Below are 20,321 nucleotides of genomic sequence, written 5' to 3' on the forward strand. Positions count from 1 at the left end.
GGGCGCATCCGGCACCCATCAATGGCAAGGCGCTGCAGTCCAACCCTGGCGTGATCGGGCAGGCCCGGCGCGCAAGGCATAATGCCCGGCCCCCGAACGGAGCTGGATGATGCTGGAAGTGATCGAACGCGAAACCGGACCGAACCCGCAATGGACCGTGCTGTGGCTGCATGGCCTGGGGGCCGACGGCAGCGATTTCGCCCCGCTGGTGCCGGAGCTGGTGCGCCCCGACTGGCCGGCGTTGCGCTTCGTGTTCCCGCATGCGCCGATCCGCCCGATCACCATCAACAACGGCGTGCGCATGCGCGGGTGGTATGACATCGTGGGCATGGATTTCGCCCAGCGTGCCGACAAGGCCGGCATCGCCGAATCGGTGGCCCAGATCGAAGCGCTGATTGCCCACGAGCAGAGCCGCGGTACCGCGCCCGGGCGCATCCTGCTGGCCGGCTTCTCGCAGGGCGGCGCGGTGACCCTGGCAGTGGGCCTGCAGCGCAGCGTGCCGCTGGCCGGGCTGATCGCGCTGTCGACCTATCTGCCGGACCCGGCCGCTGCGGCCACCCAGCTGCAGCCGGCCGCCACTGGCCAACCGGTGTTCATGGCCCACGGCAGCGCCGATCCGGTGGTGCCGTTCGCGGCCGGCCAGGCCAGCATGCAGGCCCTGCGCACGCTCGGCTTCGCGCTGGACTGGCACAGCTACCCGATGGGCCATCAGGTCTGCCTGGAAGAGATCGACGCCCTGCGCGACTGGATGCAGGCGCGCTTGACCGCTGCCTGAGCCCATGGCTGCCAGCGCGCCCCAGATCACCTGGATGCCGGACCTGTGCCGGCTGCCCCGGCTGGGCGCGATGCTGGGGCTGGCCGAGCTGGTGGTGCTGGTGGTGACCCTGGTACCGGACGCCGGCGCGGCGCGCAGCATCACCTTGTCGCGCTTCGTCTCGGCCAGCGGCCTGGCGTTGTGGCTGGCGCTGGCGGTCAGCGTGCTGCTCTGCGTACTGCGGCCCGCGTTGTCGCGGCTGCCGCCACGGCTGGGCGGGCTGGCCGCGCTGTCGATCGCCGCCGTGGTGGCGATGCTCGGTGCCGGGATCGTGCACGCCCTGTATGCGGCGCTCGACCAGGCCCCGCTAGGCCCGCTGGTGGGCTTCTGGCGGTTCACCCTGGGCAGCGCGGCCACCGTGGTGCTGATCACCGCACTGGCGTTGCGCTACTTCTATGTCAGCGACCGCTGGGAAGCGCAGGTGCAGGCCAATGCCCGCGCCGAGGCCGATGCGCTGCAGGCGCGGATCCGCCCGCATTTCCTGTTCAACAGCATGAACCTGATCGCCAGCCTGCTGCGCCGCGACCCGGTCGTGGCCGAGCAGGCGGTGCTGGACCTGTCGGACCTGTTCCGCGCCGCACTCGGCGCCGGCGAGGGCGTGTCCACGCTGCGCGCCGAATGTGAACTGGCCGAGCGCTATCTGGCCATCGAGTCCCTGCGTCTTGGCGAGCGCCTGCAGGTGCGCTGGCACCGCCAGGAACCGCTGCCGTGGGAGCTGCCGATGCCGCGCCTGGTGCTGCAGCCGCTAGTGGAAAACGCGGTGCTGCACGGGGTCTCGCGCATGCCCGAGGGCGGCACGCTGTACCTGTCGCTGCGCCAGCGCGGCAGCCAGTTGCAGATTCGTATCGTCAACCCGGCCCCGCAGCCGGGAACCCAGGCGCCGCTGCTTGCCGGCGCCGGGCACGCCCAGGCCAGCATTTCGCATCGGCTGGCCTTCCAGTTCGGTGCCGGGGCACGGATGGCGGCCAGCTGGGCCGAAGGCTACTATGCCTGCGAGATCACATTGCCGCTGCCGTGAGGGAGAGTCACCGCAGCGTAGGGGGGGATGTCCATGACGGCCACGCAAGTGCGGGTGTTGATCGCCGATGACGAGCCACTGGCGCGCGAGCGCCTGCGCATGCTGCTGGCCGAGCATCCACAGGTGCAGGTGATCGGCGAGGCCGAGAACGGCCAGCAGGTGCTGCAGCAATGCGAGCAGTGGCATCCGGACCTGGTGCTGCTGGATATCGCCATGCCCGGCGTGGACGGCCTGGAAACCGCGCGGCTGTTGCGCCAGTGCCAGCCGCAGCCGGCGGTGGTGTTCTGCACCGCCTACGACCAGCACGCGCTGTCGGCCTTCGATGCCGCCGCGCTGGACTATCTGATGAAACCGGTGCGCCCGGAACGCCTGGCTGCCGCACTGGAGCGCGTGGCCACCTTCCTGGCCGGGCGCGTGCCCAGCGCCGCGCCGGCGCCGCTGCGCACCCATCTGTGCGCGCGCCTGCGCGGCAGCCTGCGGCTGATCGCCATCGGCGACATTCGCTACCTGCAGGCCGAAGAAAAGTACGTCATCGTCCACCACACCCGTGGCGAGGACCTGATCGAAGAGTCGCTCAAGTCGCTGGAAGACGAATTCTCCGACCGCCTGGTGCGCATCCATCGCAATTGCCTGGTGGCCCGCGACGAATTGGTGGAGCTGCGCCGCAGCGGCGATGGCCAGGTACATGCGGTGCTGCGCAACGTGCCGCAGACCCTGGAAGTGAGTCGTCGCTGCGTGGCCAACCTGCGCGATCAATTACGTCAACTGTGAGTTCCGCGCCGGCTCCGCGATAATGCCGGCATGACCACGCTCCGTATCGCCACCCGTAAAAGCCCGCTCGCCCTCTGGCAGAGCGAACACGTCGCCGCCGCGCTGCGTCAGCACCATCCCGGACTGGAGGTGGTGCTGGTGCCGATGAGTACCCGCGGCGACGAAGTGCTGGACCGCTCGCTCGCCGCGATCGGCGGCAAGGGCCTGTTCCTGAAGGAGCTGGAGCTGGCGATGCTGCGCGGCGAAGCCGATTGCGCCGTGCATTCGCTCAAGGACGTGCCGATGGAACTGGACGCGCCCTTCGTGCTGCCGGCCATCCTGACCCGTGGCGATGCCGCCGATGCGCTGGTGTCCAACCTCTACGCCAGCCTGCAGGCGCTGCCGCTGGGCGCGCGCGTGGGTACTTCGTCGTTGCGGCGGCAGGCGCAGTTGCGCGCCGCACGCCCGGACCTGGAATTGATCGACCTGCGCGGCAACGTCAACACCCGCCTGGCCAAGCTCGACAACGGCGGTTACGACGCCATCGTGCTGGCCTGCGCCGGCCTGCAGCGGCTGGGCCTGGACGCGCGCATCAGCGCACGGCTGGACGCGCCGCAGTGGCTGCCGGCACCGGCGCAGGGCGCGGTGGCGGTGGAATGCCGCGGCGACGATGCACGCATCCACGCCCTGCTGGCGGTGCTGGACGCGCCCACCACCCGCGTCTGTGTGGAAGCCGAGCGGGCCATGAATCGCGCGCTGCACGGCAGCTGCCACGTGCCGGTGGCGGCCTTCGCGCGTTGGGAAGGTGAGGGCTTGTCCCTGCAGGGCATGGTCGGCAGCGCCAGCGATGGCCGGCTGATCCACGCCGACGCGCACGGCAGTGCCGACGACGCCGACGCGCTCGGCCAGCGCGTCGCGCAGGGGTTGTTCGACAAGGGCGCCGCGCAGCTGCTGGCCGAGCTGTAACGCCGGCCTGCCCGGACCATCCCCGCCGCACGTACAAGGGCGGCGTCTGCACCGCCGTGGCAGCGTCCCGGCCGTGAGGGCGTTACCGGCAAGGCCCTCGCGGCCAGGTCCGCTCCTGCATGCGCTTGCCTGCATGCATCGACCAGATTGATTGAGCTCAGCGCCGCGGTCGTGTTCCTCCGCAGCAAGAATGGCTATGCCCTTTACTCGTAGGAGCGGCCCAGGCCGCGAGGGCTTTACCGGTAAACAGATAAAACGCTCGCGACCGACGCCACTCCTGCGCATACGCAGGCGGTTATTTGAACGTGTAGACCAGATTGACCGTGGTCAAGGTATCGGTCTTCTTGTCGCCTTCGCTGACATCGCTGTTGTGACGCATCTGCCAGGCGGCCTTCAAGGCGAAATGCGAGTTCATGCTGACCTGCACGCCGAAGTCGTTCTGCGCGTAGGTGTTGTACTCGCCCGATTCCACCAACAGCGTGTTGATCAGATCGGTGTTGTCGGTGACGGTGTACTTGAGGTCGAACAGGCCACGTCCGATCAGGCCGGTCTCGTTGCGGTCGTCTTCGCTGTTGTGCGCGCGGCGGATACCCGGGCCCACCTGCGCATCCAGATAGAACCGCTGCGCATCGATCAGGCGCGTGCCGTAGCCGATACCGAAGGTGGCCAGCCGGTCGTAGGTGGCGAAGTCGTCGTGTTCGTAACGGCCGGTGGCGGTGAGCTGGCGGTGTTCGCCCAACTGCAACGCGCTGCCGGCGCTGCCGGTGTAGCGCTCGGCGGTGGTCTGGCGCTCGCGCGTGGTGCTGCCGTCGTCGTTGGTGTTGGTGTATTCGGAGCTCGAACGCAGCGCGGTGGCGTCCAGGCTGTGGATCCAGTCGCCATCGGTGTAGCGCAGGCGGACGCGGCCATTGAGGCTGTCGGTGGTGCTGTTGCCGTGCGCCGAGGCATACCCCAGCTCGCCGCTGCTGCCGCTCCAGGGTGAGGGCACCAGCGCAGCGGCAGGGTCGACCGGCGTCGGCGCAACCGCGATCGACTGGGCCCACACGGCGGGCGTGATCAACAGCAACGGCAACAGGGCGGACAACGGGGCACGGCGTGACATGGGCGGCTCGCTTGAGGACGGGGCGGGGAGGGGGGGGTGAAAGCGATTTCATGATAACGGACTGTGCGCTCCGTCATGACCAGGTGAACGCCACGCTTCATTGGCGGTTCGGGCGCTGCCCTGGTTCCATGCGGTTGCGTCCGGTAAGAAGTGGCATGTCAGCATCGCTTGCAGCATCGCGCGCTGTGCAGCCGGGGCGCTGGCCTGGCGCTCGCAAGCGGGGCGCAGTGCGCACGCTCACCCCGTCGCACGAAGAACCGGACATAATCGGCGCATGGACCGCTATGAACGCATCAACTCCCTGCATCGCTTGCTCAAGTCGGCACGCTATCCGGTCACGGTGGCGCGGCTGCAGGACGAGCTGAGCTGTTCCCGTGCCACCGTGTACCGCGATCTGGCGTTTCTGCGCGATGCGCTGATGGCGCCGGTGGAAGGCGACGGCGAATCCGGCTTCCGCTACCTGTCCGGCGAAAGCGATCGTTTCGAACTGCCCGGCCTGTGGCTGAGTTCCGAAGAGCTGCACGCGCTGCTGGCCTCGCAGCAACTGCTCGCGCGCACCGGCGGCGGGGTGCTGTCCTCGATGCTGGCGCCGTTGCAGCAGCGCATCGAAGGACTGCTGGCCGCACAGGCCGGGGTGTCGCAGTGGCCGGTGGACCGGGTACGGGTGATCCCGCATCGCGGCCGCAAGCTGGACGAAGCCAGCTTCCGCACCGTGGCCTCCGGCGTGCTGGAGCGCAAGCAACTGAGCTTCGACTACCGTGCCCGTTCCACCGACGAATCCACCAAGCGCACCGTCTCCCCGCAGCGCATCACCCACTACCGCGACAACTGGTACCTGGATGCCTGGGACCACGGCCGCGATGGCGTACGCAGCTTCGCGGTGGATCGCATCAACCACGCGCGCCTGCTCGATGCGGCGCCGCGCGATGTGCCCGACAGCGAGCTGGACGAACAACTCGCCGCCAGCTACGGCATCTTTTCCGGTGCGCCCAAGGGCTGGGCAACCATCGTGTTCAGTGCCAAGGCTGCGCGCTGGGTGGCCGACGAACATTGGCATTCCAAGCAGCAGGGCCGCTTCCTGGCCGATGGCCGTTACGAGCTCAAACTGCCGTACAGCAACTCGCGCGAGTTGCTGATGGACGTGCTGCACTATGGCTCGGACGCGGAAATCGTCGAGCCGATCTCGCTGCGCGAACAGGCCAAGGCATTGTTGTCGCTGGCGCTGAGCAATTACGACTGAGCATCGGAGGCCGGTCGCCTCGCCTTGCCGAGCAAGCCCGCGGCGGTGGCTATCGACGGCGTGCGCGGCCTGTGACCGCGCCAGGGCTCAACGCTTGTTCGGCACTTCGAATCCCAAGCGGTCCACCTGCTCGCGCAACTGCGGCACGCGCTTGAGCTTGTCGGTGTAGATGGCGTAGTCGTCGCGCATCTTGTTGACCAGGGTGCGGTACTGCTCGCGGCTCATGTCCGGCTTGCGCGCGAAGATCCAGGCCAGGTCGCGGCCGGGGTAGGAGATCAACATCCAGGAACCATCCGGGGCGATTTCCAGGATGCGCTGCTTGGCCGGAATCACCTTGTAGAACCACACCCGCCAGTCGCGGTTGCCGCTGTCCGCATCCACCGACGCGCGTGCGTTGACTTCCTTTTCCGGCTCGCCAAAGCCGTCGCGGTACAGATAGCGCACGGCGACCTTGCCGTCTTCCACCAGGGTGTATTCGTCGCGGCTGGTGACGTGGCCGCGCTCGACCGGGTTGGGCATGCGGGCGATCACATACCAGGTGCCCATGATCTTGGACAGATCGATCGCCGGCTCGGTGGTGGATGCATCCTTGGCATGCGCCATCGGCAGGCCGAGGACGAGCAGGACAGCGAGGGCGATCGTAACGGTCAGGCGCATCGCAACATCACAAAGGGGCAATAGGTGCAGCACACTACCGCATGCAGGGGGCAAGTTCGCGTCAACGGTCGGGTCTGGCGTGTGCGCCGGCGGTGTTTGCGGCCGATCGCTGCCGGCCGCGGCGTGCGACGGGTGACGATCTGGCGTCGCCAGTGCTGCGCGCCTGGCGGGCGGCACCCGTTCGGCGGCCTGAGTGAAGCCGTGGTGGTGCCGTGCGGGCCGCATGGATCTCGCCGCGCCTGTGTACCCACGCGGCGCGTGTCCCCGGCGGGGGCGTTGCGTACGCGAGGCGTTGGAACGGCATGCCCTGGCCGCTGGCGTCGGCCGAGCGTTGCGCAGACGCGGCGTCGCAGATCCATCGCCTGCGGCGACGGTCACCGCTTGTGGCCACGGGTCACATCCGGCAAGGCAGTGGGCAGCCCGTCGCTTTCCGGCGGATCTTCCGCGGTGGCGAAAGACGCGCGCTGCCGCCGTCCTGGCGTCAAGGTCGCAATCGGTGAGATGGGCGCAGGCAATCCTGCCGGCCTGTCCTGACCTTCCAGCCACGGAGTGCCGCCATGTCGCATCGTTCTTCTCCTCGTTCCGAACGTCCCGATCCGCGCGTGCTGCGCCCGGTCCGGCAGGTCGCCCTGGCCGGGCTTGCGCTGGTGCTGGTCTGGCCGGCCGCCCGCGGCCATAGCGAATGGATCGGGTGGCTGCCGCTGTGGCTGGTCGGCATGCCGATGCTGGCCTGGTGGAGCCTGTACCGGTTTGCGTTACCCACCCTGGCACGGCCCGGTGCGCGCCGCGCGGTGCCACGCCGGCGCGGGCCGCAGGCGCAGCGCCGGCGGGTGACTTCGCGGGCAGCGACACCGGCGCGGGCGGCCTGACCTTCGGCAGGGGAGCGCGGGCGAAGCGCTGTGTTAGGTTTTCCGGCATTGGTTTTTCCGGAAAACTACATGCCCAAGTTCGCCTCGATCTGCCTCGTTGCCGGCCTGATCACCGCTGGCGCCGTCTCTGCAGAGGAAACCGCCGTGTCCAACGACCCATACGCCTGGCTGGAAGATGTCACCGGCACCAAGCCGCTGGACTGGGTCAAGGCCCAGAACGCCAAGACCGAAGCGCGGCTGGCCGTCACCCCGGCGTTCAAGCAGATGGAAACCCGCATCCGCGAGGTGCTGGATTCGGACGCCAAGATTCCCGGCGTGCAGAAGATCGGCGCGTTCTATTACAACTTCTGGAAGGACAAGCAGCATGAGCGCGGCCTGTGGCGGCGCACCACGCTGGACGAATACCGCAAGCCGGCGCCCAAGTGGGAAACGGTGCTGGACCTGGATGCGCTCAACAAGGCCGAAGGCGAGAACTGGGTCTGGCATGGCGCCGACTGCCTGCGCCCTGAGTATCAGCGCTGCCTGATCGCGCTGTCGCGCGGTGGTGCCGACGCCGATGTCACCCGCGAATTCGACCTGGGCAGCAAGCAGTGGGTCAAGGACGGGTTCTTCCGTCCCGAGTCCAAGGGCGGGCTGGGCTGGATCGACCAGGACACCGTCTACGTGTTCACCGATTTCGGTCCCGGCGCGATGACCACTTCCGGCTACCCGCGGATCGCCAAGCAGTGGAAGCGCGGCACCCCGCTCGGCGCCGCTGAGGTGGTGTACGAAGGCAAGCCGACCGACATGTACATTGCCGCGATGCACGACGACACGCCCGGATTCGAGCGTGATTTCGTCAGCCGCACCCTGGCCTTCTACAACGACGAGCTGTATCTGAAGGGCGCCGACGGCAAGCTGACCAAGGTAGACGTGCCCAATTCCGCCAGCAAGGCGGTCAAGCGGCAATGGCTGACCCTGGAGCTGCGCGAGCCGTGGACGGTAGGTGGCAAGACCTACAAGCCCGGCTCGCTGCTGGCGACGCGCTTTGACGACTACATGGCCGGCAAGCGCAACATCGAGGTGCTGTTCGAACCCACCGACACCACCTCGCTGGCCGGCATGGCATGGACCAAGTCGCACCTGGTGTTGAACGTGCTGGATGACGTCAAGAACCGCCTGAGCGTGGTCACTCCGACGCAGGACGGCTGGACCAGGAGCGCCTTCGTCGGTGCGCCGTCCTTCGGCACCGTGGACGTTGGTGCCGTGGACAGCGACGACAGCGATGCGTTGTGGCTGACCGTTACCGATTACCTGACTCCGACCACGCTGTCGTGGGTGGACGTGGGCAGCGCGCCGCAGCCGCTCAAGACCATGCCGGCGTTCTTCGACGCCGGCAAGGACACCATCGAGCAGCACTTCGCCACCAGCAAGGACGGCACCCGCGTGCCGTATTTCCTGGTCCGCCCGAAGGCGCTGAAGCTCGATGGCAGCGCGCCGACGCTGCTGTACGGCTACGGCGGTTTCGAGATCTCGATGACGCCGAACTACTCCGGCGCCCTGGGACGCTCGTGGCTGGAAAAGGGCGGCGTGTACGTGGTGGCCAACATCCGCGGCGGTGGCGAATACGGCCCGCGCTGGCACCAGGCCGCCCTCAAGCAGAATCGCCACAAGGCCTACGAAGACATGGCTGCGGTGGCCAAGGATCTGGTCGCACGCAAGATCACCTCGACCAAGCACCTGGGTGTGCAGGGCGGCAGCAACGGTGGCCTGATGACCGGCAACATGCTGACCCAGTACCCGGACTTGTTCGGTGCGGTGGTGGTGCAGGTGCCGCTGCTGGACATGAAGCGTTACAGCCATCTGCTGGCCGGCGCCTCGTGGATGGCCGAGTACGGCAATCCGGACACCGACGACTGGACCTTCATCCAGACCTTCTCGCCGTACCACCTGTTCGACCCGGGCAAGACCTACCCGCCGGTGATCTTCCTGACCTCCACGCGCGACGACCGCGTGCATCCTGGCCACGCCCGCAAGATGGCCGCCAAGATGATCGAGGCCGGCAAGGACGTGACCTACTACGAGAACATCGAAGGCGGCCACGGCGGCGCAGCCAACAACGCGCAGGCCGCGCATATGGCGGCACTGGCCTATAGCTTCCTGTGGGAGCGGTTGGCCGACTGACTTGGTCTTGGAAGCAAATCCTCAACTTGATCTGCTTTTTTATGTGTTGCGTTGAACCAAGCCCTGGGCCGAGTGGTCTAGGGCTTTTTGTTATTTCCTTCTCCCGCCGGGAGAAGGTGCCCGAAGGGCGGATGAGGGTACGGTCGCACGTTAGTCCTGGCACCCGATTTGATCACCGCTCTGGTTCTGACGTGGCGACAATCGGTCGCCATGCCCCGGCTCTTGCACAGAGCCATGTAAGGGTCGTTGGGCGACTGGAGCGACGTAATGAACCTGGAGGATCTCGGCCCGCGGATCTGTCTTCTCGGGCCATCCAATAGCGGCAAATCGACGCTGGCGCAGGCGATCGGGCAGGCACGTGGCTGCGTGCCGGTGCATCTGGACCAGTTGCATCATCTCCCCACTACCGCCTGGACACCGCGGCCCAGGCAGGACTTCATCGCGCTTCACGCGGCAGCGCTCGTGCGGGAGCGGTGGGTGATGGAGGGGAACTATCTGGGCTGTCTTCCGCAACGTCTGGCGCGTGCCACTGGCATTATCGTGCTGGATGTCCCCATCCTTACCCGCCTGGTCCGCTATCTGCGGCGCAGCTGGTGCGACCCGCATCGTCAAGGTGCGCCAGACGGCGCCAGCAACCGGGTGACCTGGGCGATGCTTCGCCATATCGCGATGGTCGAACCTGGCAAACAGGCCAGGCTCTGGAGGCTGGTCGACGCTGCGGCCTTGCCGAAGATCGTATTGCCAGGCAGCGCGGCCATCGACGGCTTCTACCGCTCCGAACGGCTGCAGCGCCCAAGTTTGGGCAGCTAGCCTGGCTGCGGGCGTGCTGTTGCGATGAACAAGGCCATGCCCAGACATCAAGCGGAACTGCACGCGCACCTGATCATGCGCGATGGCAGCCTATAAACGCAGCAACCCGCGCGCAATCCGTTCCACCGCCTGCTCCAGCCGCGGCAGGCTTTGGGTGTAGGCGATACGCACGTGCTGGTTGGCACGATGGGCACCGAAGTCGATGCCTGGCGTAAACGCAACGTGTTCGGTTTCCAGAAAATGCGCGCAGAACGCCTGGGCATCATTGGAGAACGCACTGATGTCGGCGTAGAGGTAGAACGCGCCTTGCGGTTCGACGGCAATGTCGAACCCCAGCTGGCGCAGCGCCGGCAGCAGATAGTCGCGGCGCTGCTGGAATTCGGCGCGGCGTGCTTCGAAGATGGCAATGCTCTCGGGCGTGAAGCAGGCCAGTGCGGCGTGTTGCGCAATGGTGGAGGCACTGATGTAGAGATTCTGCGCCAGCTTCTCCAGCTCGGGCACCGCGTCGGGCGGGGCGATCAGCCAGCCCAGCCGCCAACCGGTCATGCCGAAGTACTTGGAAAAACTGTTCAGCACGAAGGCGCTGTCGTCCACTTCCAGCACGCTGTGCGCGTCCAGGCCATAGGTCAGGCCGTGATAGATCTCATCCACCACCAGATGCCCGCCGTGGGCATGCAGCGTGTGGGACAGCCCAGCTAGTTGTTCGCGCGACAACACGCTGCCGGTGGGATTGGCCGGCGAGGCGACCAGCGCGCCGACGCTGTCGGTGTTCCAGCACGCGTCCACCCGTGCCGGGGTCAGCTGGTAATCGCTGTCTGGCCCGACCGGTACCAGTTGCGCGGCGCCTTCGACCAGGCGCAGAAAATGGCGGTTGCACGGATACCCCGGGTCGGCCAGTAGCCAGTGTCTGCCTGGGTCCACCAGCAGGCTGCTGGCCAGCAGCAGCGCACCGGAGCCGCCCGGGGTGATCAGGATCCGCTCCGGATCCAGGCTGCAGCCATAACGCTGCGCATAGAAACCGGCAATGGCCTCGCGCAGTGCAGGCAGTCCGCGCGCAGCGGTGTAGCGGGTGTGGCCGGCGGCCAGGGCGGCTTGCCCGGCCGCCACGATCGGCGCGGCGGTGGTGAAGTCGGGTTCGCCGATTTCCAGGTGGATCACATCGTGTCCGGCCTGCTCCAGCGCGTTGGCACGCGCCAACAGCGACATGACATGGAACGGGGCGATGTCCTGGCTGCGGCGGCTATAGCCGCTGGGGGGCGAAAGCGTGGAATCCATTACGAAGATGATAGACCAGCATGACCTAGGACACATGACGCTCGGCGACGGGCTCTTCCACACTCGGGCGCTGGGATGGCATTGCGTTCATCCAACGGACCCCAATCTGATGAAGCCTGTCCTGACCTTGTTGATCGCCAGCCTGATGACCACATCCGCCACCCCCGCCTTTGCCGCTCTCCCAACGCCGCCGGACGTCGCCAAGCATCCGCATGTGGTCAAGGCCCCCTTCGGTGCCACCCGCAACGACGACTACTACTGGCTGCGCGACGACAAGCGCGAAGACAAGGCGATGCTGGCCTATCTCAATGCCGAGAACGCCTACACCGACACCGTGATGGCGCCGCTCAAGCCGCTGGAGGACACGCTCTATACCGAGATCGTGGGGCGTATCAAGCAGGACGACGCCAGCGTGCCATACCGCGAGCGCGGTTATTGGTATTACACCCGCTTCGAAGCCGGCAAGGACTATCCGATCCAGGCGCGCCGCAAGGGCAGCATGGAGGCGCCGGAAGAGATCCTGCTGGACGTCAACCAGATGGCACAAGGCAAGGGGTATTTCAGCATCGGTGAGGCGGAGGTCAGTCAGGACAACCGCATCCTGGCCTGGGCCGACGATGCGATCGGCCGCCGCCAGTACACGATCCGTTTCAAGAACCTGGAGACCGGCGAGCTCTATCCCGACACGGTGGAAGGCGTGTCCCCGAACATGGTCTGGGCCGACGACAACAAGACGCTGTTCTATGTCGAAAACGATCCGGAAACGCTGCTTACCGTGCGCGTGAAAAAGCACGTGCTCGGCACGCCTTCCAAGGACGACGTGCTGGTCTACGAAGAAAAGGACGACAGTTTCTACATGGGCGTGGGGCGTACCCGCGACGACAAGTACATCACCATCGGCGTGGAAAGCACGGTGTCCTCGGAGACCCGTTATACCTCTGCCGCCAAGCCGGACACGTTCAAGGTGCTGGCCAAGCGCGAGCGCGATGTGGAATACCACGCCGACCATTTCGATGGCCGCTGGGTGATCCGCACCAATGCCGACGACGCCAAGAACTTCAAGCTGGTGACCGCGCCGACCGATGCGACCACCCGCAAGCAGTGGACCGATTGGGTCGCGCACGATGACAGCGTGTACATCGAGAATTTCGAGCTGTTCGACGGATTCACCGCCATCGAAGAACGCTCCGGTGGGCTGGAGCGCGTGCGTCTGCTCAAGCGCGACGGCAGCCACGAGTACGTCAAGGCCGACGAGCCGGCGTATTCGATGGGGCTGTCGGTCAACCCCGAGCCGCAGACACCGTGGCTGCGCTACAGCTACACCTCGCTGACCACGCCCGCCACCACCTACGAACTCAATATCCAGACCGGCGAACGCAAAACGCTCAAGCAGCAGCCGGTGATCGGCTACGACCCCACCAAGTACGTCACCGAGCGGGTGTGGGTGACTGCGCGCGACGGGGTCAAGGTGCCGGTGTCGCTGGTGTACAGGCAGGGCTTCAAGAAGGATGGCTCGGCGGCGCTGTTCCAGTACGCCTACGGCAGCTACGGCATGTCGATGGATCCCGCGTTCAACCTGCCCGCCATCAGTCTACTGGACCGTGGCGTGGTATATGCCATCGCGCACATCCGCGGCGGCCAGGAAATGGGCCGCCAGTGGTACGACGACGGCAAGCTGCTGCACAAGAAAAACACCTTCACCGATTTCGTCGATGTCACCCGCGGCCTGGTGGAACAGGGCTATGCGTCCAAGGATCGCGTGGCGGCCTCTGGTGGCAGCGCCGGTGGCCTGTTGATGGGTGCAGTGGCCAACATGGCGCCGCAGGACTACCGCGTGCTGGTGGCGCAGGTGCCATTCGTCGATGTGGTCACCACCATGCTGGATGCCAGCATTCCGCTGACCACCAACGAATACGACGAGTGGGGCAACCCGGAAAACAAGGATTATTACGACTACATGCTGTCGTACTCGCCGTACGACAACGTGCGCAAGCAGGCGTATCCGGCGATGTTCGTCGGCACCGGCCTGTGGGATTCGCAGGTGCAGTACTGGGAGCCAGCCAAGTGGGTCGCCAAGCTGCGCGATGACAACACCGGCAGGTATCCGATCGTCTTCCGCACAAACATGGAAGCCGGCCACGGCGGCAAATCCGGCCGGTTCCGGCGCTACCGCGAGCTGGCCGAGTCGTATGCCTTTGTGCTGGATCAGCTTGGGGTGAAGTAGCTCAAGGGACGGGAGCCGGGATTGGGGATTGGGGAGTCGCAAGGGCAGGACTCCCATCCCTGCGTGCAGACGTCGCCTCATCTGCCTTTCGGGCACCTTCTCCCCATGCAGGAGGACAATGTCCCGGTGGGAGAGGGAGGATGCCCAGACCATCTCGGCGCCTGCTGGTCGTATCATTTGCGCATGACGCGACCGAACCGATTTCGCTGGGCCTGGTGGTTGCTGGCATACGCCAGCCTGGCGACCGGCATTGTCGGAATCTTCGTGCCCGGCTTGCCGACCACCGTGTTCATCCTGATCTCGGCATGGGCCGCCTCGCGCGGGTCCGAACGCCTGCATCGCTGGTTGCTGTCGCACCCGCGCTTTGGCCCCGCCATCGTGGAATGGCAGACCTATCGGGCAGTCAGTCGCAAGGCCAAGTGGATGGCCACGCTGACCATGACCGTCTGTGCCGGCATCATGCTGTGGTGCGTGCCGGTGCTGTGGGTGAAGTGCCTGTCGATCGGCAGCATGGCGGTGGTGGCGATCTGGTTGTGGTTGCGTCCGGAGCCGCCGCCGCGCACGCTGCCCGCGCCGCACTGAGCGCACGGCAGTCAGGGTGTTCTGGCTATACTCGGGGCCATGAGCCTCATGTCCCGACCTTCCGTTCGTCTCGCACTGGTTGGTGCGACCTTTGTCCTGCTTGCCGGCTGCGGCAACAAGGGCCCGCTGGTGATGCCGCAGAAGCCGGTGCCGGTGGAAGCCCAGCCCGTGCCGCAGCCGCCGGATGCACCGCAACCGCTGGACGAATCCACGCCCGCGCAGACCGATACACCGCCTGCCTCCACCACCGACCAGCCCGCTAGCAGCGGCAATGAGCGCTGACGGCCGCACCGGACGCCTGCGTTTCACCAAAATGCATGGTGCCGGCAACGATTTCGTGGTGCTGGACCTGCGCGACGGCTCGCCGCCGCCGGATGCTGCGCTGGCGGCTCGCCTGGCGGACCGGCATTTTGGCGTGGGCTGCGATCAGATCCTGACCATCGAAGCTCCGCGCAGCGAGGGCGCCGTGGCTGCCTACGGCATCTGGAATTCCGATGGTTCGGCGGCCCGCCAGTGCGGCAACGGCGCGCGCTGCGTCGCGGCCTGGCTGGTGCGCGACGGCACTGCGCAAGGCGATCGCTTCATCATCGACAGCCCGGTCACTGCGCATGCGGTGGAGCGGGTGGGCGCGGATACCTACGCGGTGGCGATGGGCGTGCCGCAGTTCGAACCGACGCAGATTCCGCTGGCCGGCTTTGCGCATGCGCGCGAGGAATACGCGCTGCCGGTGCACGGCGAGACGGTGCGCTTTGGCGCCGTGTCGATGGGTAACCCGCACGCCGTGCTGGAGGTTGGTCGCGTGGAGGCCGCGCCGGTGGAACGTGTGGGCAGCCTGTTGCAGCAGAATGCCGCGTTCCCCGATTCGGTCAACGTGGGCTTTGCCCAGGTCGTGGACCCTGCGCATCTCCAGTTGCGCGTGTTCGAGCGCGGTGTCGGCGAGACGCTGGCCTGCGGCAGCGGCGCCTGCGCGGCGGCGGTGGTGCTGATGCAGCGCGGGCGCGTGGAGCGCGATGTGCGCGTGTCGCTGCCGGGCGGGGAGCTGCGGATCCGCTGGCCCGGCGACGGGCAGGACGTGGTGATGTCCGGTCCGGCCGTGTTCGTCTTCGATGGAGAATGGATCTGATGAGCGACGCCACCGACAAGCTGGGCGCGCACGATGTGGCGACATGGTTGCGCCGTCATCCCACCTTCCTCAAGCAGTTTCCGGATCTGGCGGTCAGCCTGCTGGTGCCGCGTGACGACGGCCCCACCGCCTCGCTGGCGACCTACCAACTGGAAGTGTTGCGCGACAAGAACCGCGAGCTGTCGCGGCGGCTGCACGAGCTGGGCAGCAATGCCCAGGTCAACGAGCGGTTGGCAGTGCGCACCCATCAGCTGACGCTGGCGCTGATGCGCCAACGCACCGCGGCCGATACGCTGAAGGCCATGGCCGCTTCGCTGGCGGAAGATTTCAACGGCGATCTGGTGCGGCTGGTGTTGCTGACGCCGGTGGCTGGTCTGCAAGCCGACTGGTTGCAGACCATCGCCGCCGACGATGCACGCCTGGCGCCTTTTCGCGACTGCCTGAGCGATGGCGAGCCGATCTGCGGCCGCCTGCAGGCCGACAAGCACGCGCTGCTGTATGGCGAGCAGGCTGGCGAGGTGCAGTCCACGGCCTTGCTGCCGCTGCCCGGCATCGGTTTGATCGCGGTCGGCAGCCACGACGCCAACCGCTTCTATCCCGGCATGGGGACCTTGTTCCTGCGCATGATGGGCGAGTCGCTGAGCGTGGCGCTGCAGCGCTTCGACGCGTGATGGCGGTGGCGTGGCAACGGATCGGCGCGTTGCAGCGCAGCGTTGCAGTAGCGCCGCAACCGCGGGACAGGTGACATGTCGTCGGTGGAGGATTTCCTGGCGTATCTGCAGGTCGAGCGGCAGGTCTCGGCCCACACGCTGGACGCATATCGGCGCGATCTAGCGGCACTGCTGAGCTGGGTGGCCGAGCAAACCAAAGACAGCGCCGCGCCGCTGGATGTCGCGCAGCTGGACAGCGCGCACCTGCGCCAGTTTGTCGCGGACGAACATCGGCGCGGTCTGTCCGCAAAGAGCCTGCAGCGGCGTCTGTCTGCCTGCCGCAGCTATTACGCCTGGTTGCTCAAGCATGGCCGCATCGCAGTCAGTCCTGCAGCGGCGCTGCGGGCGCCCAAAGCGCCGCGCAAGCTGCCGCAGGTGCTCGATGCCGACGAGGCCGTGCGCCTGGTCGAAGTGCCGACCGATGCGCCGCTGGGATTGCGCGATCGCGCACTGCTGGAACTGTTTTATTCGTCGGGGCTGCGCCTGAGCGAACTCTGTGCGTTGCGCTGGCGCGATCTGGATCTGGCCAGCGGCTTGGTGATGGTGCTGGGCAAGGGCGGAAAACAGCGCCTGGTGCCGGTGGGCTCGCATGCGATTGCGGCCTTGCGGCAGTGGCAGCGCGACAGCGGCGGGCGGGCCGAAAGGCATGTGTTTCCCGGGCGTGCCGGCGGTGCGATTTCGCAGCGTGCGGTGCAGATCCGCATCAAGCAATTGGCCGTGCGCCAAGGCATGTTCAAGGACGTGCACCCGCACATGTTGCGGCACAGTTTTGCCAGCCACATCCTCGAATCCTCCGGCGATCTGCGCGGCGTACAGGAATTGCTCGGTCATTCCGATATCGCCACCACGCAGATCTACACACACCTGGATTTCCAGCACCTGGCCAAGGTCTACGACGCCGCGCATCCACGCGCCAGGCGCAAGAAAGCGACTGAGTGAGCGGGCGTGTGCGCGATGTCAGCGACATCGCCGCATGATGCAAAAGATGTAGCGGTGGGCGCGTTCTGGGGAGGTGCTCAAAACCCCTCTCACCTCGCGAGAGGGGTTGGGGTGAGGGTACGTGCGCTAGTAGCCTCGATTTCTACGGCTAATTTCTTTCGAAAACGCTGTGAGGCTGAAACGCGCATGCGCCAATGTCATGGTCAAGACTGTGATCAGCACAGCGTCTCCTGCGCTTGCATCTCTTTGAAACATTACTGTCTAGAGCGTGTCTACGGGCGTCGGATTCAATGTCGGCGCAGGGACCCTCGCCCCAACCCCTCTACCGGTGGGAGAGGGGCTAGACGGCTGACGCGTCAGCGGGGCCTTGCGTCGCGTCCCCGCGGCGCTTCATCGCAGCGCGCTTGAACCCGGCAGGGGCGTCCCCACCTCCTTGGAAACCCCCGGAGGATCCATGGACCCCAGCCAGAACCCCAACATCGTTCACGCCACCACCATCATTTCGGTGCGGCGCGGTGGACACGTCGCCGTCGCCGGCGATGGCCAGGTCACCCTCGGCCATACGGTCATGAAGGGCAATGCGCGCAAGGTGCGCCGGCTTGGCCGCGAGGGTCAGGTGCTGGCCGGATTCGCAGGCGCTGCGGCCGATGCATTCACCCTGTTCGAGTTGTTCGAAGCCAAGCTGGACAAGCATGGCCAGCTGACCCGTGCAGCAGTGGAACTGGCCAAGGATTGGCGCACCGAACGCCGCCTGGGCAAGCTCGAAGCCCTGCTCGCGGTGGCCGATAAAGAGACCTCGCTGATCATCAGCGGCACCGGCGATGTGATCGAGCCGGAAGACGGCATCATCGCGATTGGTTCTGGCGGCTCGTATGCGCTGTCTGCTGCGCGCGCGCTATTGGCGCATACCGAGCTGGATGCCAAGACCATCGCGACCGAGGCCATCAATATCGCCGGCGATATCTGCATCTATACCAATCGCAACGTGGTGGTCGAAGAGCTGTGAATCGGGAGTGGAGAATCGGGAATCGCAACAGCGGTTTCGGCTCCACTTCAACGACCCAGGCTCTTGAATCCCGCTCTTGCGATTCCCCTTTCCCTATTCTCGATTCTCACAAATGCCAAATCCCGAAACCTCAACCATGACTCCGCGCGAAATCGTGCAGGAGCTCGACCGTCATATCGTGGGTCAGCACGATGCCAAGCGCGCCGTTGCCATCGCGCTGCGCAATCGCTGGCGTCGCATGCAGCTGCCTGAAGAGCTGCGCAACGAGGTGATGCCCAAGAACATCCTGATGATCGGCCCGACCGGCGTCGGCAAGACCGAGATCGCGCGGCGCCTGGCGACCTTGGCCAATGCCCCGTTCGTCAAGGTCGAAGCCACCCGCTTTACCGAGGTTGGCTACGTCGGCAAGGACGTGGAGCAGATCATCCGTGATCTGGCCGATACCTCGGTCAAGCTGTACCGCGAGCAGGCCAAGGTGCGCGTGCGCAACCAGGCCGAAGAACGCGCCGAAGACCGCATCCTCGATGCGCTGCTGCCGCGTCGCGCTGCCGGTATTGGTTTCGACCCGGAAGCCGCACGCAACGAGCCTTCGTCGCAGGACAACGATACCCGCATCAAGTTCCGCCGCATGCTGCGTAACGGCGAGCTGGACGAGCGCGAGATCGAACTGGACGTGGCCATCAACGCCAGCATGGACATCATGACCCCGCCGGGCATGGAGGAAATGGGCCAGCAACTGCGGCAGATGTTTGCCAACATCGGCAGCGGCAAGTCGCAGAAGCGCAAGCTCACCATCAAGGCCGCGCGTCCGCTGTTGATCGAAGAAGAAGCCGGCAAGCTGGTCAACGAAGACGATGTGCGCGCGGCGGCGATCGAGGCCTGCGAGCAGCACGGCATCGTGTTCATCGATGAAATCGACAAGGTCGCCAAGCGCGGCGAAGCTGGTTCCAGCGGTGGCGATGTCAGCCGCGAAGGCGTGCAGCGCGACCTGCTGCCGTTGGTGGAAGGTTCCAACGTGTCGACCAAGTACGGCACGGTCAAGACCGACCACATCCTGTTCATCGCTTCGGGCGCGTTCCATCTTGCCAAGCCCAGCGATCTGATTCCGGAACTGCAGGGCCGTTTCCCGATCCGGGTGGAGCTGACCGCGCTGACCAAGGCCGATTTCGTGCGCATCCTCACCGAGCCGAAGGCTGCCTTGATCAAGCAGTACGAAGCGCTGTTGCAGACCGAAGGCGTGTCGCTGAGCTTTGGTGCCGATGCAGTGGAACGCTTGGCCGAAATCGCTGCCCAGGTCAACGAGCGCCAGGAAAACATCGGCGCACGCCGACTGCACACGGTGCTAGAGCGCCTGCTGGATGGCTTGAGCTACGAAGCGCCCGACCGCGATGGCCAGAGCGTGACCGTGGATGCGGCCTATGTGGACGCGCAATTGGGCGAGCTGGTGCAGGATCCGGACCTGAGCCGTTACATCCTGTGATCGGCCGCCGTCTGCATGCTTGCGGTGAAACATGCAAGCCGGCAGTGGTTAAACGAGGACCCGCCAACGGCGGGTCCTTTTTGTCGTGGCGATCTTGTCTCTTCAGTGCTCGACGCCGATGTCAGTGGTCGCCCTGAAGACAGTCGTCGCACCAGCGGCATGGGTCGCATCGTGCGCTGCAACTGTGCCGCGCCGCATACGTCGACCTGCCAGTGGCTGGCGACCCAGCGACGCGGCATTCGCCGTCGTCGGTCAGCGCAGACTGGCGCTGTAGCGTTGGATCAACACCGCGCCAAGGTGCGCACGGGCGTTGACTGCGGGATCCGTCAGTACAGGCTGCTGCGACGTATCAAGCCGGCTCCCGCTAGCCGCTGGGGGTCTGGCGGCCAGCGCAGACCCGGCAACCGGGCCACCGACGTTCAATCCGACACCTGCCGCCTGTCCTTCTCCCGCCTGCGGGAGAAGGTGCCCGAAGGGCGGATGAGGGCAGCGCGCATGGTCCGCTGGGAGCAACCCTGAAGCCCACGCATCTACCGGCGCCACCGGCAACACGCCCGGGGCCGCACCTGCCACTTCCATGGCCGGCTGCGCCG

18 protein-coding genes and 1 pseudogene are annotated in these 20,321 nt (G+C 66.2%); 16 read left to right on the forward strand and 3 right to left on the reverse strand.

Annotated elements, in window-relative coordinates; all coding sequences use genetic code 11:
• Positions 1 to 106 precede the first annotated feature (106 nt).
• Genes HG421_RS01435 through hemC form a run of 4 tightly spaced genes read left to right on the forward strand, consistent with a single transcriptional unit; the run spans position 107 to position 3,548 of the window.
• The gene (locus tag HG421_RS01435; RefSeq protein WP_169704560.1) at positions 107 to 775 is read left to right on the forward strand and encodes an alpha/beta hydrolase; all 669 of its coding nucleotides are present in this window, start codon (positions 107 to 109) and stop codon (positions 773 to 775) included.
• A 4-nt stretch (positions 776 to 779) separates the two neighbouring features.
• Complete coding sequence (locus HG421_RS01440) at positions 780 to 1,832, forward strand: sensor histidine kinase (RefSeq protein ID WP_169704561.1); 1,053 nt, start codon at positions 780 to 782, stop codon at positions 1,830 to 1,832.
• 33 nt (positions 1,833 to 1,865) lie between these two features.
• Positions 1,866 to 2,603 carry a LytR/AlgR family response regulator transcription factor gene (locus tag HG421_RS01445; protein ID WP_169704563.1) on the forward strand — a complete coding sequence of 246 codons (738 nt, stop codon included), beginning with the start codon at positions 1,866 to 1,868 and terminating at the stop codon, positions 2,601 to 2,603.
• 30 nt (positions 2,604 to 2,633) lie between these two features.
• A complete protein-coding gene (hemC, locus tag HG421_RS01450) occupies positions 2,634 to 3,548 on the forward strand; it encodes a hydroxymethylbilane synthase (RefSeq protein ID WP_169704565.1) in 915 nt (304 codons plus the stop codon).
• A gap of 295 nt (positions 3,549 to 3,843) precedes the next feature.
• Here hemC and HG421_RS01455 read toward each other — a convergent pair whose 3' ends face one another.
• Positions 3,844 to 4,650, reverse strand: coding sequence for a DUF481 domain-containing protein (locus HG421_RS01455; protein ID WP_169704567.1), 807 nt, complete (start codon positions 4,648 to 4,650; stop codon positions 3,844 to 3,846).
• A 274-nt stretch (positions 4,651 to 4,924) separates the two neighbouring features.
• Here HG421_RS01455 and HG421_RS01460 point away from each other — a divergent pair, with 274 nt between their 5' ends.
• On the forward strand, positions 4,925 to 5,890 hold the full coding sequence (locus tag HG421_RS01460; RefSeq protein ID WP_169704569.1) for a helix-turn-helix transcriptional regulator: 966 nt from the start codon (positions 4,925 to 4,927) through the stop codon (positions 5,888 to 5,890).
• Between the two features lie 87 nt (positions 5,891 to 5,977).
• Here HG421_RS01460 and HG421_RS01465 read toward each other — a convergent pair whose 3' ends face one another.
• Positions 5,978 to 6,547, reverse strand: coding sequence for a lipocalin family protein (locus HG421_RS01465; RefSeq protein WP_169704571.1), 570 nt, complete (start codon positions 6,545 to 6,547; stop codon positions 5,978 to 5,980).
• A 557-nt stretch (positions 6,548 to 7,104) separates the two neighbouring features.
• On the opposite strand from HG421_RS01465, the gene HG421_RS01470 reads away from it, so the two are divergent.
• The 3 genes and pseudogenes from HG421_RS01470 to HG421_RS21030 all read left to right on the forward strand — a co-directional run.
• On the forward strand, positions 7,105 to 7,416 hold the full coding sequence (locus HG421_RS01470) for a hypothetical protein (RefSeq protein WP_169704573.1): 312 nt from the start codon (positions 7,105 to 7,107) through the stop codon (positions 7,414 to 7,416).
• Positions 7,417 to 7,485: 69 nt separating this feature from the next.
• A complete protein-coding gene (locus HG421_RS01475) occupies positions 7,486 to 9,579 on the forward strand; it encodes a prolyl oligopeptidase family serine peptidase (protein WP_169704575.1) in 2,094 nt (697 codons plus the stop codon).
• A 333-nt stretch (positions 9,580 to 9,912) separates the two neighbouring features.
• Positions 9,913 to 10,188: pseudogene (locus HG421_RS21030) on the forward strand (AAA family ATPase); the annotation flags it as partial.
• A 291-nt stretch (positions 10,189 to 10,479) separates the two neighbouring features.
• Here HG421_RS21030 and HG421_RS01485 read toward each other — a convergent pair.
• The gene (locus tag HG421_RS01485; RefSeq protein ID WP_169704580.1) at positions 10,480 to 11,664 is read right to left on the reverse strand and encodes a pyridoxal phosphate-dependent aminotransferase; all 1,185 of its coding nucleotides are present in this window, start codon (positions 11,662 to 11,664) and stop codon (positions 10,480 to 10,482) included.
• A gap of 109 nt (positions 11,665 to 11,773) precedes the next feature.
• Between HG421_RS01485 and HG421_RS01490 the strand changes: the two genes are divergently transcribed.
• The 8 genes from HG421_RS01490 (at position 11,774) to hslU (ending at position 19,728) form a co-directional block, all read left to right on the forward strand.
• Positions 11,774 to 13,888 carry a S9 family peptidase gene (locus tag HG421_RS01490; RefSeq protein ID WP_169704582.1) on the forward strand — a complete coding sequence of 705 codons (2,115 nt, stop codon included), beginning with the start codon at positions 11,774 to 11,776 and terminating at the stop codon, positions 13,886 to 13,888.
• Between the two features lie 183 nt (positions 13,889 to 14,071).
• Complete coding sequence (locus HG421_RS01495; protein WP_064509415.1) at positions 14,072 to 14,470, forward strand: YbaN family protein; 399 nt, start codon at positions 14,072 to 14,074, stop codon at positions 14,468 to 14,470.
• 39 nt (positions 14,471 to 14,509) lie between these two features.
• Positions 14,510 to 14,752 (forward strand): LPS translocon maturation chaperone LptM, encoded by a 243-nt coding sequence (lptM, locus tag HG421_RS01500; protein WP_169704584.1) that lies wholly within the window; start codon positions 14,510 to 14,512, stop codon positions 14,750 to 14,752.
• Positions 14,742 to 15,593 carry a diaminopimelate epimerase gene (dapF, locus tag HG421_RS01505; RefSeq protein WP_169704586.1) on the forward strand — a complete coding sequence of 284 codons (852 nt, stop codon included), beginning with the start codon at positions 14,742 to 14,744 and terminating at the stop codon, positions 15,591 to 15,593. The genes lptM and dapF overlap by 11 nt, the downstream gene beginning before the upstream one ends.
• A complete protein-coding gene (locus HG421_RS01510) occupies positions 15,593 to 16,264 on the forward strand; it encodes a DUF484 family protein (RefSeq protein WP_169704588.1) in 672 nt (223 codons plus the stop codon). Before dapF ends, HG421_RS01510 begins: the two co-directional genes overlap by 1 nt.
• A 75-nt stretch (positions 16,265 to 16,339) precedes the next feature.
• Positions 16,340 to 17,242 carry a tyrosine recombinase XerC gene (xerC, locus tag HG421_RS01515; protein WP_169704590.1) on the forward strand — a complete coding sequence of 301 codons (903 nt, stop codon included), beginning with the start codon at positions 16,340 to 16,342 and terminating at the stop codon, positions 17,240 to 17,242.
• 454 nt (positions 17,243 to 17,696) lie between these two features.
• The gene (gene hslV, locus HG421_RS01520; protein WP_005997221.1) at positions 17,697 to 18,248 is read left to right on the forward strand and encodes an ATP-dependent protease subunit HslV; all 552 of its coding nucleotides are present in this window, start codon (positions 17,697 to 17,699) and stop codon (positions 18,246 to 18,248) included.
• Between the two features lie 112 nt (positions 18,249 to 18,360).
• A complete protein-coding gene (gene hslU / locus HG421_RS01525; protein ID WP_169704592.1) occupies positions 18,361 to 19,728 on the forward strand; it encodes an ATP-dependent protease ATPase subunit HslU in 1,368 nt (455 codons plus the stop codon).
• Positions 19,729 to 20,321 lie beyond the last annotated feature (593 nt).

This window comes from Xanthomonas campestris pv. badrii (genome assembly GCF_012848175.1).
GTDB lineage: Bacteria > Pseudomonadota > Gammaproteobacteria > Xanthomonadales > Xanthomonadaceae > Xanthomonas > Xanthomonas campestris_C.